The sequence below is a fragment of the Paraburkholderia tropica genome, from assembly GCF_900109265.1.
GTDB classification, from domain to species: Bacteria; Pseudomonadota; Gammaproteobacteria; order Burkholderiales; family Burkholderiaceae; genus Paraburkholderia; species Paraburkholderia tropica.
This window is the reverse complement of sequence record NZ_FNZM01000016.1, coordinates 45,533-62,239: the sequence shown is the minus strand read 5'-3', so window position 1 is coordinate 62,239 and position 16,707 is coordinate 45,533. Positions and strand designations below refer to the sequence as shown.

At 62.7% G+C, this 16,707-nt stretch carries 14 protein-coding genes; 1 reads left to right on the top strand and 13 read right to left on the bottom strand.

From position 1 onward, the window contains the following. Positions 1–119: 119 nt before the first annotated feature. From BMY06_RS25765 to BMY06_RS25705, 13 genes are all read right to left on the bottom strand, one after another. Complete coding sequence (locus tag BMY06_RS25765; RefSeq protein WP_074986087.1) at positions 120–1,199, bottom strand: LLM class flavin-dependent oxidoreductase; 1,080 nt, start codon at positions 1,197–1,199, stop codon at positions 120–122. A gap of 31 nt (positions 1,200–1,230) precedes the next feature. Further along, positions 1,231–2,208: an ABC transporter substrate-binding protein gene (locus tag BMY06_RS25760; RefSeq protein ID WP_373681695.1), complete on the bottom strand. Its 978-nt coding sequence runs from the start codon at positions 2,206–2,208 to the stop codon at positions 1,231–1,233. After that, positions 2,208–4,010, bottom strand: coding sequence for an amino acid ABC transporter permease/ATP-binding protein (locus tag BMY06_RS40505; protein ID WP_074986086.1), 1,803 nt, complete (start codon positions 4,008–4,010; stop codon positions 2,208–2,210). Before BMY06_RS40505 ends, BMY06_RS25760 begins: the two co-directional genes overlap by 1 nt. Positions 4,011–4,041: 31 nt before the next feature. Further along, entirely contained in the window at positions 4,042–5,361 is a 1,320-nt protein-coding gene (locus BMY06_RS25750; RefSeq protein WP_065060599.1) for an LLM class flavin-dependent oxidoreductase, read from the bottom strand. A gap of 78 nt (positions 5,362–5,439) precedes the next feature. Further along, entirely contained in the window at positions 5,440–6,441 is a 1,002-nt protein-coding gene (locus tag BMY06_RS25745) for an LLM class flavin-dependent oxidoreductase (RefSeq protein ID WP_074986084.1), read from the bottom strand. A gap of 165 nt (positions 6,442–6,606) precedes the next feature. After that, positions 6,607–9,048 (bottom strand): TonB-dependent receptor plug domain-containing protein, encoded by a 2,442-nt coding sequence (locus tag BMY06_RS25740; protein WP_074986083.1) that lies wholly within the window; start codon positions 9,046–9,048, stop codon positions 6,607–6,609. A gap of 613 nt (positions 9,049–9,661) precedes the next feature. Beyond that, the gene (locus tag BMY06_RS25735; protein ID WP_080180391.1) at positions 9,662–10,603 is read right to left on the bottom strand and encodes an ABC transporter substrate-binding protein; all 942 of its coding nucleotides are present in this window, start codon (positions 10,601–10,603) and stop codon (positions 9,662–9,664) included. A gap of 34 nt (positions 10,604–10,637) precedes the next feature. Further along, complete coding sequence (locus BMY06_RS25730; protein ID WP_074986081.1) at positions 10,638–11,189, bottom strand: GNAT family N-acetyltransferase; 552 nt, start codon at positions 11,187–11,189, stop codon at positions 10,638–10,640. 214 nt (positions 11,190–11,403) lie between these two features. Further along, positions 11,404–12,399 (bottom strand): succinylglutamate desuccinylase/aspartoacylase family protein, encoded by a 996-nt coding sequence (locus tag BMY06_RS25725; protein WP_074986079.1) that lies wholly within the window; start codon positions 12,397–12,399, stop codon positions 11,404–11,406. Positions 12,400–12,814: 415 nt separating this feature from the next. Beyond that, positions 12,815–13,267, bottom strand: coding sequence for a phosphate-starvation-inducible protein PsiE (locus BMY06_RS25720; protein WP_080180378.1), 453 nt, complete (start codon positions 13,265–13,267; stop codon positions 12,815–12,817). Between the two features lie 96 nt (positions 13,268–13,363). Next, a complete protein-coding gene (locus tag BMY06_RS25715; RefSeq protein WP_065060596.1) occupies positions 13,364–14,080 on the bottom strand; it encodes an amino acid ABC transporter permease in 717 nt (238 codons plus the stop codon). A 2-nt stretch (positions 14,081–14,082) separates the two neighbouring features. Further along, entirely contained in the window at positions 14,083–14,835 is a 753-nt protein-coding gene (locus tag BMY06_RS25710) for an amino acid ABC transporter permease (RefSeq protein WP_074986077.1), read from the bottom strand. Further along, positions 14,835–15,647 (bottom strand): ABC transporter substrate-binding protein, encoded by an 813-nt coding sequence (locus BMY06_RS25705; RefSeq protein WP_074986075.1) that lies wholly within the window; start codon positions 15,645–15,647, stop codon positions 14,835–14,837. The genes BMY06_RS25710 and BMY06_RS25705 overlap by 1 nt, the downstream gene beginning before the upstream one ends. A 136-nt stretch (positions 15,648–15,783) precedes the next feature. Between BMY06_RS25705 and BMY06_RS25700 the strand changes: the two genes are divergently transcribed. Then, entirely contained in the window at positions 15,784–16,623 is an 840-nt protein-coding gene (locus BMY06_RS25700; protein WP_074986073.1) for a phosphate/phosphite/phosphonate ABC transporter substrate-binding protein, read from the top strand. Positions 16,624–16,707: the final 84 nt, after the last annotated feature.

The window sequence follows — 16,707 nt, the reverse complement described above, 5'->3', positions numbered from 1 at the left end:
TTGAATTCCTCGTTATATTGATCAGGATAATGAATGATTTTGATGTTTGCGCACGGGTATCGCAACCAGCCATTCGCGAGAACGATATGCCCGCCGTGACTAAGCGATTGAGCGAGCGATCAAGCGACTTCGCGCCGATCACGCGCCACATCCGGCATAGCAACATTCGCCGCCGCTAGTGCATCCCGCGCCCGCCATCCAAGCCGTGGCGCAACGCGCGTAGCCACGTCCTCCAGAATTTGCCGATAGTGCTCGAATGGCAGGTCGTACGGCAATTCGAGGCGCAGCTCGCTCACCTCGGCTAACACGGGATCGGCCTGAAGCGCAGCGACGATCTCCTCCGCGCTGCCGACCAGATCGGGCGCGAACAGCGTGCGGCGTTCGCCGTGCGGCATCAGCGTGCGCGCATGACGGCCCGCTGCATACGCGCGATAGAACTCGCGCGTCGCGGTGCTCGCGCTGTCGAGCGGCACGATCACGCGCCCCAGCGCGATGCGCGGCGGCCGCGCATCGTGCCAGTTCCCGCGGTACGCCGCGATCTGCCGCAATTGCGCCTCGCGAAAATGGTCGGTGCCCTCGCCCGCCGTGATGTTGCCGATCAGCAGATTGAAGCCGTTGCGCGCCGCCCACTCCACCGAGCGCAGCGAGCCGCCGCCGTACCAGAGACGCTCGGTGAGCCCGGCCGCATACGGCGTCACGCGCGGACGCAACCGGCCCGCCGCCGACTCGACGAAGGTGTCGGCATCGCCGAGCCAATCGCCCGCGAGGTTCTGGCGCAGCCGCGCGATGCGCGCATACGAGAAGTCGATCTGCTGCGGATCGGCATCGAACAAACGCTCGCCGAGCAACGCGCCATGTCCAGGCGCACCGGCGCTCAAGCCCACATTCAATCGCCCGCGCGACAGCACATCGACGCTCGCGAGATCTTCGGCGAGCCTGAACGGATTCTCGTAGCCCATTTGGATCACCGCCGCGCCAAGCCCGATGCGCGCGGTGCGCTGGCTTGCCGCCGCGAGAAACGTCGCCGCCGACGACACCGCGCGTTCGAGATGCCGCTGGCGCACCCAGGCGCTGTCGTAACCGAGCGTCTCGCCCACGGCGAACAGATCGAGCGATTGCTCGATGCCTTCGAACGGCGATTCGTCGCGATAGTTGCCCGGCGTGAGAAAAGCCAGATGGTCGATGCGAATGGCGGCCATACCGTCTCCATGAAAGCCGCGAACGGCGCGCTCAGGCATCGCGCAGTCCGGGCGGATTGGTTTGCGATTGCGTCAGCGCCTCGGGCAGCAGCCCCCAGCGCGCAAGCGAGCTGCGGTACTGCCCCGCGCGGATCACGCCATTGGTGGCGAGCGTGAGAACCGGCGCCAGGCCGCTGTCCTTGCGCGTCGCCACGCCCACGTCCGCACGCGCGGGCCAGCCCGCGTTGATCTCGCCGACCTTGCGAATGCCGCCTTGCGTGGCCGCTTCGAAAGCAAGCGGCGCATCGGGGTCGAAGATCGCGTCGGCGCGTCCGGACAGCAACGCAAGCCGCGCGGAAGCGCGGTCGTCGAAATACAGCAGCGACGCCGTCTTGACGCCGCGCGCCGCGTTCTGCCGGTTCCATTCGATCAGGATGCGCTCCTGGATCGTCCCCGAATCCGTGACGATGCGCAGGCCCGCGATGTCGGCCGGCGCGCCGATCGCACGAATGGCGCTGTCCTGGCGCACGTAGAACGCGTGCAGTCCCTGGCGGTAACTCGTGAAGTCGAACTTGCGCTTGCGCGCTTCCGTGACGCCGACGTTCGAGATCACCGCGTCGTACTTGCCGGACGCAAGGCCGAGCGGCCAGTCCGGCCACGCCACCGTGACGAGCGCGAGCGACAGGCCGAGCGCGTCGGCGAGCAATTGCGCGTAGTCCGGGTCCGCGCCCACGATCGTGCGCGCGTCGGTCGCGTAAGTGGCGATCGGCGGCGCGAATGGCGCGACCGCCACGGTCAGCGTGCCCGCCTTCGCGAGCGCATATCCGCCGAGCGCCTGGACGGCCTGCGCGTCTTTCGCGGCGCGCGGGCGGCCGCGCTGTTGCGGACTGAAGTCGAAGCGCGTGGCGCTTGAGGCATCGCCCCCGGACGACGCCGCCGCCGCGAACGGCGACGCGCCCAGCGCAGCCAATGCCGTGACGAAACGGCGTCGCCCCGGCCGCATCGCGACGCGCGTGCGTCCATCCGTCATCACAGCACCTTCGAGAGAAATTCGCGCGTGCGCGTATGCGACGGATTACTCAGCACCTGCGCGGGCGGCCCCGATTCCACCACGCGACCGCCATCCATGAACACGACCGTGTCCGCCACTTCGCGCGCGAAGCCGATCTCGTGCGTGACGATCACGAGCGTCGTTCCCGAGCGCGCCAACTGACGAATCACGTCGAGCACTTCGTTCACGAGTTCGGGATCGAGCGCGGACGTCGGTTCGTCGAACAGCAGCACCTTCGGCTTGAGCGCGAGCGCGCGCGCAATCGCCACGCGTTGCTGCTGGCCGCCGGAAAGCTGGCGCGGCCACGCATCGGCCTTGTCCGCGAGCCCGACGCGCGTGAGCAGCGCACGCGCCTGTGCAGTCGCGATCTCGCGCGGCACGCCCGCCGCGAGCGGCGCTTCGATCACGTTGTCGAGCACGCTCAGATGCGGAAACAGATTGAAGCTCTGGAACACCATGCCGACTTCGGCGCGGCGCTTGAGGATTTCCGCTTCCTTCAATTCGTAAAGCGTGCGGCCTTCGCGTCGATAACCGACGAGTTCGCCATCGATGTCGATGAAGCCGTCGTCCACGCTTTCGAGGTGATTGATCGTGCGCAGCAGCGTCGACTTGCCCGAGCCCGACTGACCGAGAATCACCGTCACGCTGCCGGACGGCACCGTGAGCGAGATGTTGTCGAGCACTTTCAGCGCGCCAAAACTCCGCGACACGTTATGAATGCCGACCCGCCCGCCCACGCGTTGCTGAGCCCAGCCGGACTCCGCGCCCGCTGCCGCAAGCGCATGCGCCGCTTCCTGCGTGTCGCCACGGAACTTGCCAAGCGCTGCACCAACGGTACGCGCCACAGATGCCACGCCAACGGCGAGCCAACGGTTGAATCGCGACCGCGCGGGCTGCTCGCGCGTCGCGCCGCGCGCATAGTGACGCTCGATATGCACCTGAATCGCCGAGAGCACGGTGAGTATCACGAGATACCAGATCGTCGCGACCATCAGCAGCGGGATCACTTCAAGATTGCGGTGATAGATGATCTGTACCGTGTAGAACAGATCCGGCATCGCGAGAATATAGACAACCGAGGTGCCTTTCGCGAGTCCGATCACGTCGTTGAAGGCGGTCGGCAACACGGCGCGCATCGCTTGCGGCAGCACGATACGCCATGCCTGGCGCGCATGCGGCAGACCGAGCGCGGCCGCCGCTTCGCGCTGCCCCTGATCGACCGAGAGAATGCCGCCGCGAATCGCTTCGGCGGCGAACGCAGCGTGATTGAGCGTGAGCCCGAGCACGGCCGCGAAGAACGGGCCGATCAGATCCGCCGTGGGCGCTTGCAGCAGCGTGAGATGCGTGAACGGCACGCCGATCCACACGGTCTCGTACAGATAGCCGAGGTTGTTGAGCAAAAGCAGCAGCACGATCGGCGGAATCGAGCGGAACAGCCAGACGAACGCCCACGCGAGCGCCGCTAGCAACGGCGAGCGGGAGAGCCGCGCGAGCGCGATCGGCACCGCGAGCGCAAAGCCGAACGCCGCGCCCAACGCCGTGAGCACGAGCGTGCGGCCAAGTCCTTCGAGCACCGGTTCGGCGAAGAACCACTGCGCGAATACCGACCATTCCCAGCGCGGATTGCCGAGCACCGATTGCAACACGACGCCGATCAGCACGACGGCCAGCACTGTCCCCGCCGTGCGCGCGCGATGGCGAGCCGGCACGACGCGATAGCGCGCATAGTCGGGCGTGCCGGCCGCGTTCGCGGAGGCGTCCAGATGAGTGGTATCGCTCATGGTTTGCGGTTCCTGCTCGTGGAGTCGGTCATCACACCGCGGCGGCGGCGTAGCGGCTTTCGCGGCGCGGCAAGCCCAGGTGATCGCGCAGCGTCTCGCCCTTGAGACGGCGGTCGTAGCGGCCACGCGCTTCCAGCACGGGGATCACGTGCTTGACGAAGTCGTCGAGCCCTTCGGCCTGCACAGGAAAGCCGAGGATGAAACCATCGGCAGCGCCCGCGTCGAGCCAGCGGATCAACTCGTCGGCAATCTGCTCGCCCGTGCCGAGAAACTGCGTTTTCGGCGTGGCCACTTCGAGCGCCACTTCGCGCAGCGTCGCGCCGCTGCGGCGCGCGTCGGCCTTGATGCGATCGGTGGTCGAACGGAAACTGTTGGTGCCGAGCTCGCCCAGTTCGGGGAACGGCGCATCGAGCGGATACTGCGAAAAGTCGTGGTGCTCGAAGAAGCGGCCCAGATAGGCGAGCGCGTCGTCGATATCGAGCAGATCGCGAATCGCGGCGTACTTCGCTTCGGCTTCTTCGAGCGTCGTGCCCACAATCGGACCGATGCCCGGGAAAATCTTCACGTCGGCGGCATCGCGTCCATGCTCGACCGCGCTTGCACGCACGCGCTCGGCGAACTCGCGCGTCTCTTCGAGCGAGGGCGAATGCGTGAATACGGCATCGGCGTATTTGCCGGCCAGCGCAATGCCCGACTCCGACGAGCCCGCCTGAAAGATCACCGGCTGCCCTTGAGGCGAGCGCTGGATATTGAGCGGCCCCGCCACTTCGAAGAAGCGGCCTTTGTGATTGAGCGTGTGCAGTTTGTCGCGATCGAAGAATTGCCCGCTCGCGCGATTGCGCACGAACGCGTCGTCGTCCCAGCTATCCCACAGACCTTGCACGACGTCGAGATATTCATCGGCGATCTCGTAGCGCAGTTCGTGATCGGGATGTTCGCCGCCATAGTTCTTCGCCGATCCTTCGAGTGGCGACGTCACCACATTCCATCCCGCGCGGCCGCCGCTGATCAGATCGAGCGAAGCGAACTGGCGCGCGACCGTGAACGGATGGCTGTACGACGTCGACAACGTGCCCGCCAAGCCGATTTTCGTGGTCGCCGTCGCGAGCGCGGAGAGAATCGAAATCGGCTCGAAACGGTTGAGAAAATGCGGGATTGATTTTTCGTTGATATACAGTCCGTCCGCGACGAAGGCGAAGGCCACGCCATTGGCTTCCGCCTTTTGCGCGATGCCCGTGACGAAGTCGAGATTGACGCTGGCGTCCGCCGGGCCGCCGGGGTGTTTCCACGCGTTCATGTGACCGCCCGCGCCGTGCAGCATGATGCCGAATGTGAGGTTTCGTTGTGTCATGTTCAGTTCCGTCCAGCGACAGTATGTGAAGTGAAGATCCGATCGACGCTTGCTGCGCGCTCAGATTCAAACTCAAATTCAAACGCGCGCGGCGAGCGCGGCGTGGCCCAGCAGTTCATATGACGCGAGCCGCAACGCATAGTCCGCAACGGGCGTGTCGATCACGAATTCCTCGATACCGAAGCGCGCATGCAATGCGTCGAGATCGTCTCGCACGTCCTCGGCGGTTCCGGCAACCACATGCGGATGCAATTCGTCGAGCCGATATTCGGACACGCCGGTTTGCCGCGCGAATTCGGCGGCGGCCTCGGGACTCGGCAAATTCACGCTCTGGCCGGTTGCGAGTTGCAGCTTGAAGATGCGCAACGCCCCCACCTGTTCGCGCGCCTGTTTCGCTGTTTCAGCAGCAAACGCGTAGAGCGCAAGCAGCGGCGCGCGGCCGGTGGCTTCGCGGTAAGCGTCGATGGAACGTTCGATGTTGGCTTCGTCGCCGTTGAAATGACCCGCGTAGCAGAAGGCCCAATCGTGCTCGGCGGCCAGACGCGCGCTTTCGACGCTGCCACCCAGCAAAATGCGCTGCGGCGGTTCGGGCGGCACGGGCAAGGCCACCGCGCCCGCGAGCGGATGATCCTCGGCCACGCCCCAATTCAGGAACGCGTCGAGTTCGGCGAGTTGATGCGGGAAGTCGGGCTTTTTCGCCTTGTCGTGAAACCACTGCAAGGCGCGCGTGGTAAGCGGCAGACCGCCCGGCGCCTTGCCCACGCCGAGATCGACGCGGCCCGGCGCGAGCGCGGCCAGCACGCGAAACGTTTCAGCGACTTTGAAAGGACTGTAATGCTGCAACATCACGCCGCCCGAGCCCACACGCAGCCGCGAAGTATGCGCAAGCAGATGCGAGACCACGATTTCCGGCGCGGAACTCGCAAGCCCCGGCGCGCCGTGATGTTCGGCGATCCAGTAGCGCCGATAACCCAGCGCTTCGGCGCGTTGCGCAAGACGAATCGTGAACTGCAGCGCCTCGTGCGCATTCGCGCCTTCGGCGATCGGACTCTTGTCGAGTATCGAAAGGGACCAGGACATGTCACTCCCTTCCCGCGCGCTCATGCACGCGGATGAAAGATTGCGGAAACGCACTCACACCCCGCCGGACATTATGTCCACCGTGAGTCATCAGGCGTACGACTGATTTCTGCTATGCATTGCAGAAACGGCCTGTGCGTGGATTGCGCATAATTTTCGTATTGCTTAAAACTGGTAGCGCGCTCGCAGATAATAAAAACCGCCATTCACGCCGATCGTGGAGGCGAACGCGTCGTACTGCGCGCCTTCTAGTTGCGCTTCATAGGGCAGCTTCGACGGATAGACATCGAAGAGATTGTTCGCGCCCACCGCGATCTGGAATTTCTTCGTCACGTCGTAGCGCACTTCCACGTCGGTCACGTAACGCGCCGCGTTTTCGAAGTGAATGAACTGCGTGGTGGAAAATGCATTCGGTCCGACGATATAAGTCTCTTCACCCGAGGTCGTGCCAAAGCGCGTTTCGTGAATCGACACAGCCCATTTGTCGCGATGCCATGTGCCGCCGATAATGATCTTGTTCTTCGGCGTCGACGTCGTGAGCCAGCCGACCTGCTGCGCATTGAGCACCGGGCCGCCGTTCGCGTTGGTCGCCATGTGCGTGATCGACGTCGTATTCAGATTGACGCCGAGATCCCAGTCCACCTGCCCCCAGCGGCCGAATGCCGTGTGCCACGCGCCCATGAGGTCGATACCGCGCGTACGCGTGCTCGCGCCATTGGTGAAATAGCTCGCCGACACCGCCGACACCGGCACCGAAGAAGGCACCGACAATCCGGCCGCTTCCATCGCCGCAATTGCGTCGGCGCCCGACGCCGTTCCACCCAACACGATGCGATTGCGGATATCCACCTGATACGCATCGAGCGTCAGATGCAGATTGTCCACGGGTGTGAGCACGAAGCCGACGTTGTAGTTCGTCGACTGTTCGGACTTGAGCTGCTGCGCGCCAATAAGCTTCGCCGCCGCCGAATTCGCCGCGAGCAAACCGCTCGCGGACGCCGGCGACTCATTGATATTGGTGTAATACTCCTCGGCGAGCGACGGCGCGCGGAAACCCGAGCTGACGCTGCCGCGAATCGCGAAGCGCGGCGTGAAGTCGTAGCGCGTGGAGATCTTGCCGTTGGTGGTGTCACCCACGTCGTTATAGTGCTCGTAGCGGCCCGCGAGATCGATCTGCCACTTCGGCGTGATATGCGTCGACAAGTCGATATACGTGCCGATCACGTTGCGCGACACGTCGGCCGCGCTGACCGGCGAAAGACCCGGCAGAGCCTGTGAGCCACCGTACGCGTAGGAATACGGATCGCCTGCCCCGACCGAATACGTCTCGCGGCGCTGCTCGAAGCCGAACGACACCTGCACCGGCGCGGGCAGCAGCGGCAACTGGAATGCCCGCGAAAAGTCGATGTTGTTGGTGAGCTGCGTATTGCTCACCGTCGATAGATGGAAATTCGTGGGCGTGTAGCCAATCGCGTCGTAGAGCCCGGTATTGGCCGAATCGACCATGCCGATGTTCGCGTGATCGCCGCCGTAAGTCGTGCTCAGATCCCACGACCAGCCGAACAGATTCTCGCCCTTCACGCCTGCCGTGACCGAAAAATCGTTCTCGCTGATTGTCTCTTGCGGCGTGAAGCCGTTCGGATAAATTTCGGGCAGCACCGAAGGCGGGCGATAGTTCTGGTAGGCGCTGGCGTTGCGATGCGCATAGGTACCGAATCCATAGAGTTCGACATCGTCGCTGAGCGAATAGCCCGCGTTGAAACCCACCGACTGACGCGTACTCGACGGATCGCCTTCGATGGGATTGTAGTAACCGTGCCCCGGTGCGAAGGTGCCGAAATAGTCGTCGGGACCAGTCCGCACCGTGTGATTCTGGCGCGCGTATTCGGCGGCGAGATCCAGGAAACCTCGATCGCCGAGATTGAAGCCGAGATTCGCCGACTCGGTGTTTTTCAACCCATCGCCCGCATAGGTCTGACCGGTCGTGCTCTGCACCTCGCCGCCCTGCGACTTGCGTTTAAGAATGATATTGATGACGCCCGCGATAGCGTCGGAACCATATTGAGCGGCGGCCCCGTCGCGCAGAATCTCGATGTGATCGATCAGCGCTACCGGAATCATGTCGATATCGACGCCGGTCGAGCCTTCGTTCAAGCCACCGTCCAGCGCGATATTCGCAGTGCTGTGCCGACGTTTTCCGTTCACGAGCACCAGCACGTGATCGGGGCTCAGCCCGTGCAGCGACAGCGCGTCGGTGAGCACGGCGGCGTCGCCCGCGTAGGTCTCGCGCACGATGGCGGGCGAGAGTTGAACCAGCGCGTCGCGCAGATTGCTCTGACCGGTCTGCTGAAGACGCGCGCCACTAATCACGTCCACGGGCGTCAGGCTCTTGCTCGCCTTGGTGTCCGTACGCGTGCCCGTCACGACAACGGTGTCTTGCTGCACGGTATCGCCGCCGCGTGCGGTCGTCTGCGCAGGCGAAGCCGACCGCGTGGATTGCGCCGGTTGCGTGATGCCGGTATCACCCTCGGGCGTGGCCGGCGTGGTTTGCGCCCATGCCGTGCCGTGGCACGCCAGCGCAAAAGCGGCAAGAGCCACGGTCTTCATGCGCAAGCCGGGCGCAGCCGTCCCGAATCGGGCGGCCTGTCTTTTTGTCAGTGCATGCATCGGTAATCCAGTTGGCAAAGAGCGTTGGGTTACGGTTACGGGAGTCCGGCGGGCATGCGCGCACCCTCGCCTTCGACCGGACGAGTCCGATTAGAAAAGGATGACTAATCAAATTGATTGAAGCGCGCGAATACCGTGACGGCGATCGGCTTATGTGCTCGAAACGAAATGGAGATGCGTATTGACGTGCAGTGTGCGCGACACCGTGACTTCCCTGAAAAGACGCATTATTTTCATTTTGATCTGCATGACTCATCAATCTTACGTTAAGATTACGCCAGCATTCTATGTGTCCGTGCCGGTTTGTTTCAGTGCGTGAAAAAGATAACAGTCATGCTGCACATCAATTAAACAATCATTTTACGCATGGTTATTCCGCGTAAGCGCTATTCATAATCGCTAATTCAAGTGCGATGCCCGGTTCGCCGCTCGGGCGCGAATCAAGGCGTTGAAAAAGCAAACGGCGCGCCTATGACGGCACGCCGTTCGTTACTGCGAAGTCTTCAGGATGCGCGCTGCTTAAATCACCTGTGCCATGCGCGCAAACGCTCACTCACGTTTTCGGCAATCCTGGCGGATTTGTCGCCGAATGAGCAATCCCTTCCGACTGCAAATTCCAGCGCGTAAGCACCTGTCCATACTTGCCACTCTGGATCAGGTCGTTCAGCACCTGCGTGAGCGGCACAGCGAGACCACTTCCTTTGCGTGTGGTGATGGCCACCTCGGCCGTGCGCGGCCAGCCGCCGCTAACCGTGCCCACCAGCCGCGTTTTCCCCTGTACCGCGGACTGCCACGCCAGCACGGCGTTCACACTGAATATCGCATCGGCGCGCCCGGCTTGCAGCGCGACAGTGCGCACCGCATCGTCGTCGTAATACTGCACGGTGAGCGGCTTCAAACCATGTGCAATATTTTCCTTGTTCCATTCGAGCAGGACCTTTTCCTGATTCGTGCCCGCATCGGTAATCACACGCAACCCCGCCACATCCTTCGGCTCGCGAATCGTCTTGATCGGGCTGCCGGTGCGCACATAAAAGCCCAGTTCGTCGCGGCGATACGTCGAGAAGTCGAACTTCTCCTTGCGCTCCTCCGTCACGGTCACGTTCGACACCACCGCATCGACTTTTCCAGACTGCAACGCAAGCGGCCAATCGGGCCACGCAAGCGTCACGAGCCGCAGTTTGCGTCCAAGACCGTCGGCGACCACCTGCGAGAGATCCGGATCGAAGCCGACCACGGTGCGTGCGTCGGTGGCATAGGCGCTGATCGGCGGCAGCGCGGGTACGATGCCGATCGTGAGCGTGTCCTTCTCCGCGAACGCAAAACCCGGCGGCACCGCCTTGATGGCTGCGGCGTCGGCGCTGGCGCGAGGACGTCCGTGCTGCTCGGGGCTCAGATCGAATTGTTCGGCAGCCCACGTACTGGTCGCGAGTACCGCACCGAGACCGAGCGTGAGCGCGCCGCCCAGCAGCGCAAGCTTCTTTTTGAATGTCATGTTCGAAGGAAGAATGAAGTGGACGATGGACCGCTTACTGGCGTGCGCCAAGCGGTTCGCGAGCGCGCAGATCGTCGAGCGAATCGACATCGCCCGGTCTGCGCAAATCCTTGCCGAACGGCAACCGCACATGAATCTCCGGCGCGATCGCGCGATCGAAAAGCGGCACGTAGTGTGTGTCGAAGTAGAGTCCCCAGGCTTCGGGTTGTCTGAAACCCGTCGTCAAATAAATGCGGCGATAACCGAGATGTACCGCGCGCGCTTCCAGTTCTTCGACGACCCGGCGCGCAATGCCTTTTCGCCGCTGGCTTTCGTGCGTCCAGATGCGTTTGAGTTCGGCCGTATGCGCGTCATAGCGCTTGAACGCGCCGCCGCCGACAATTTCTCCCTCGTGTTCGACGAGAATGAACGCGCCATCCGGCGGCGCGAACAACGCGGCCGGATGGCGCGCCAGTTCCTGCGCCGCCGATGCCTCGCTGTCGCTGCGAAATTCGCGGTATCGCGTCGCGTACTCGTGTTGCAAACCGTCGAGCAACGGCTTGGCCAGCGCGTCGAGCGGTGTAGTGTCGATGATTCGGTAGCTCATAAAGAATCGTCCGGGGAATGACGCCGCTGTTCTTTTCAAGTTCGGTCTGACGCAGACAAGGTTATCCGTTGACTGCGCAGCCATTAACCAAGCAATTCGAATAACGTTATGGATAACTATTGATCGAATTGAAACTTGAAACCGATCGAGATGAGCGATTCGCTGCAATAACGGCGGCCGCTGCCGCCATCGCAGCAAACAGCCCGCAAACGCATCACGCCGGCTCGGCCAGGTGGAACAGACAATCGCCTCGCTGCGCCGCCGCCATCGCGCGTTGACACACGACTTCGCCCGCGGCGTCGAACGCGACCGTTACCGGCTCGCGCAACGGTGTTTCAGGAAAATGAATTCGCGCGGCGGGCTGCCCCGCTTCCACGCGCTGCCCGAGTTCGACGAGCGGCTCGAAAACGCCGTGTTCATAGGCATAGACATAGTGAGACGCGCCGGACACGCGATAGAAGCGTGTCTCGTGGGGCGCGGCCTTCGGCACCAGCGGTCCGGCAAGCGCGCCAATGTGCCCCAGCAGATGCAGCACGCCCTGACGCGCCTCGCGCAACAAGCGGCTTTGCACCGTGCCCGCGCCACCCAGTTCTGTCACGATCGAGATCGCGCCTTGCCGCCACGCTGCGGTGGCCGAATGCAGCGGATTGGGCGCATGCAAGAACGCACGCGGCAAGCCGAATGCACCGAGTAATGCGCGCAAACGTGTTGTCTGCCCGGCGTCGTCGGGCTGTATGGCGAGCATGTTCGCGCCGTCGTAGAGCAGCGAACTGCCACCTGAGTGAAAGTCGATCAGATATTGCGCACGCGCCAACAGCGTGTGCTCGATATAGTCGGCAATGATGGCCGTCGGTGAACCTTGCGGATCGCCCGGGAAGCTGCGATTCAGATTACCGCCATCGAGCGGCGACGTGCGCGAGCCGGCCTGCGCAGCGGGGAAATTCGCCATCGGCAGAAAGATCAATTGACCGCTCACCCATTGCGGTTCGATTTCGCGCAGCAATTGCGAAACCAGAATCTGGCCTTCGTATTCGTCGCCGTGATTGCCCGCCATCAGCACGACGGTCGGACCGTCACCATGGCGGATCGATCCGGCGGGAATGGGAATCCAGCCATATGCGGAGCGATGCACCGAATGCGGCAGACGCAGGTAGCCGACGTGGCGTCCCTCAGCATCGAAATCGATTTCACTGCGGATCGGATTGACCATGGAGCCTCGTGAGGTGCGGCGGAACGACATCCGCGAGGATCATAGGACCGCACCCAGGCGTGGTCTACGAACGGATTGCGCGAAGGAAAGCGTCGCCGGCGATATGCGAAACGCGTGCGCGGTGGCACGGTCCTGGCGACTCACCAAGCCGGGAGCCAAGCGAACAACGGATGGAAACGAGATAGTAGCGCGGTGAGAATCTGGCTTTCAGCTACTATCCGACCCGGAAAGCTGGAGCAGAGAATTGCTCGCACGACTCATCTGGAGTGAGTGAATGACTTGAAGAAGCTTCGCTCGAAGGCGTGCTCCGCAACCCGAAATTCGTTCGGAAACTGCTTTTACGCGGGCGCCGAACCGCGCCAAATTGCCGCACCGGGCGATTGCGGCCCGGCGCATCACTACCGATAAAAGTGCATCAAGCGCTTTCGATTTTCTTCGACTCGTGCTTCTTGCTGTTGTCGTCGGTGCTGCTCGGGTATTTCGCCTGACCAAAGCGAATCAGCAAGACCCCCACGGCGATCAGCACGATCGCGCCCGAGGAAGCCAGCAAATGGATTTCCGAATTCGCGCCCGCACGCAGAATCAGGTCTCGCGCAATCGACACCATGGCGATATACAGCGGGAAACGCACCGGCAATTGCCCCGCCTTCAGATATTGCCCGACCATCGCGAATACCTCGAGGTACAGGAACATCAGCAGCAGATCGGTGAGGGTGACGCCATCGGAATTCACCATCCGCCAGATCAGATGCACCATGGCGGCCACGGTGCCAATGCCGATAATGAACAGGCCGAACAGCTCGGCCAGTTCCATCGCGCGCTCAAGCCGCCCTTTAATCGCACTCTGCAAGGCGTTTTCGTACTTCACTTTTACCGATCCTCCAAAATAAACACGGTTGAAGGATAGTAGCGCGATATGTCGGGATTTTAAAAATCGGCGAGAGAGATTTTCAAACCACGCCGCTCAGGGCGCGGCGGCCGCCGTTTCGAACGCACGTGCTTTCACACGCCGCGTGCGGACGAGCAAGGACATCGCCGCGCGGTCGAGCGCCGTGCACATCACGAGATACAACGCGGCGACAAACAGGAAAATCGGAATCGGATAAATCATCAGTCGATTATTTATCTGGGTGGCGACGAACGACAATTCGCCCACGCCCACGATATAGGCAAGCGACGTGTCTTTTACGAGCGACACCCATTGATTCACGAACGAAGGCGCCATGATGCGCAAAGCCTGGGGCAGCACCACGTAACGCAGCGCCGCGAAACGCGAAAATCCGAGCGACAGACCCGCCTGCCATTGCGCGTCGCCCACCGCGACGATGCCCGCATGCACCGAATGCGCGAGATACGCGCCGCCGATCAGCGAGAGCGCGCAGACCACGGCCGCGAGACCCGGCACGTCGACGTGAAAAATCACCGGCAGCAGGAAAAACGTCCAGAAAATCAGCATCAGCACGGGAATCGCGCGGAAGAAGCCGATCACGAGCAGCAGCAGCGCGCGCAGCGGGCCGGATGCGAGCGCCAGCGCAATGCCGAGCGCGAGGCCGAGCAACGCCGAGGCCAGCGCGGACGTAATCGCCAGCACGAGCGTGAGCGCCGCGCCGCCGAGCGGGCCGTCGGGAAAGGCGCCAACGAGCAAGTACGGCAGATTCGCCGTAAAAACGTGCCACGGCATCATCAGCGTGCTCCCCGCGTGGCCGGGCGCGCATATTGCCGCCAATGCAACACCGCTTCGAGCAGCGCGATCGCGCCAATATAAAGCAGCGTCGCAATGCCGAATGCCGCGAAGGTTTGAAACGTTTCCGTTTCCACCTGGCGCGACGCGTACGACAATTCAGCGAGACCAATCGCCATCGCCAGCGAGGAATTCTTCACCAGATTCATGTATTGCCCGAAAAGCGGCGGCAACGCGATGCGAATCGCCTGGGGCAGCACGACATAACGAAACGATTGCCACGGCGTCAAGCCGAGCGCCGCTGCAGCCTGACGCTGTGCGACCGCCACGCCCGCAATGCCCGCCTCCACTTCGCCCGCGATAAACGCGGCCGTATAGCACGTGAGCCCGAGCCACGCCGCCACGAATTCGAACGACGGCCAGCGCAGCGCGACCAGCGGCGTCGCCAATACGTGCGGCGTATTGAGCCATTGCATCCACGCATCCGGCAGCAACGTGGCCGCGCCGAAATACCAGAACAGCAATTGCACGAGCAGCGGCGAATTGCGGAAGGCCGTCACATAAGCATGACCCGCGCGACGCAACACCGCGAGCCGTGCCTGCCGCGCGAGCGCGATCAGCACGCCGAGCGCGGTCGATGCGAACGCGGCGCACAACGTCACGCCCAGCGTCACGCCAAAGCCCTGCCAGAGCCACAGCAGATACTTCGGCGCGAGCGGGAGATCGGCCTGCAATGCCGCCAGATACGAATCCATCAGACCTTGTCGCCGATCTTGAAGGTGCGCGCGAGCGGCGTTTTCGTCGTCGGGCCGAACCAGCGGTTATAAATCGTCAGCGCCGTGCCGTTGGCTTCGAGACCGCGCAGCGTGTCGTTCACGAACGACGTCAGACGCGGCTCGCCCTTCGGAATGCCCACGCCCATATAGTCGTTCGAGATCGTGAACGGCGGGATTTCGTAATTCTGTTTATCGGGCACGTTGGCGAGCAGACCGACGAGCTTCGGGCCATCCTGCGTGATAGCTTGCACGTTGCCGGTACGCAGCGCGGCAAACGCGAACGGCGTATCGTCATACGCGACGAGCGTGGCTTGCGGATACTTCTCGCGCACCGTGATTTCGTTCGTCGTGCCCTTGTCCACGCCAATGCGCAGGCTCGAAATCTGATCCGGCGATTTCAGCACGCCCTTCTTCGAAAGAAACTGCTGGCCCGACGAGAAATACGGAATGCTGAAATCGACCTGCTTCGCGCGCTCGTCGGTAATGGTGAAGTTCGCGAGCACGAGATCGACCTTGTGCGAAACGAGGAACGGCACGCGGTTGGCGGGATTGGTCGGCTGCAATTCGAGCTTGACGCCCAGTTTGTCGGCGATGGCGCGCGCATAATCCACGTCGAGACCCACAATATGATTCGTGGCCGGATCGACGAAACCGAACGGCGGATTGCTGTCGAAGGTGGCCACGCGCAGGACGCCGGCCTTCTTGATGTCGTCGAGACGATCTGCGTGTGCGAGACCGGAAGTCAGAGCCGTGAATGCGACGAGTCCAGCGGCGAGCCATTTCTTCTTCATTGTTTTTTCCCGTGTGGTGTGGTGCGAATACAGAATGAAAGGCGAGTATAAAAAGCGCGCGCGCCGCGTTCCAATAACGGATTCGCGAATCGTTATATGCTCGTGGCATTTGCAGAATTGACGCAGGATTGACACGATGACGCACGGGATCGCCGCCCTGCCGATGTACAACGTCACGCCGCAGCACGGCATGCTATGGCGCGCCTTCCTGCGCGACGCGCTCGGCGAATTCGCGCGCCGCGCCGGCGTGCGCGAGCGCATCGCCTTGCTCGATGAACCGCTCGGCGACCTGTTCGCGCTATGGCGCAGCCCCGACCTGCTGATGTCGCAAACCTGCGGCTTTCCGTATCGCCTGCTCGGGCTCGATCGGCAGGTGCATTTGCTCGCGACGCCGGTGTTCAACGCGCCCGGTTGCGAAGGCGCGTGGTATCGCAGTGTGCTGCTCGTGTCGGCGCAAGCGTATGCGAATGGCGCGACGTCGCTCGCCGCGTGCCGCGGTTTGCGCGCGGCCTGTAATAGCGCCGACTCGCATAGCGGCATGAACGCGTTCCGTCATGCAGTGGCGACCACCATTCCAAAGTCCGTGCGCAGCGAACGTTTCTTTGCCTCGGTGTCGTTCGTCGGCTCGCATTGGAATGCGCTGCGGGCGCTCGCCGCCGACGAAGCGGACGTCGCGTCCATCGACTGCGTCACGCTCGCTTACGTGCGCGATGCACGGCCCGAGATGCTCGAGTCATTACGCGAGATCGGTATGACGGCGGCGGCGCCTGGCCTGCCGTTCATCGCCTCGCGCACGCTGCCTGTCGCGCATGCCGCCTTGCTACGCGACGCGCTCGACCACGCCTGCACGCTCGATACGCTGCGTGCAAAAACCCTGCGTTTGCAGGGCTTTTCTCGTCTCGCGCCCGCCGATTACGCCGTCATCGAGCAGTTCGCCGACGAAGCACGCGCAGACGGTTATGCCGAACTCGTTTAAACGCGTGCATCGCGCTGAAAAGCGCTTAGCAGTTTCGATGCAAAGCAAAGCATGGATCGATATAAGCACCTTACAAGCTGCCGA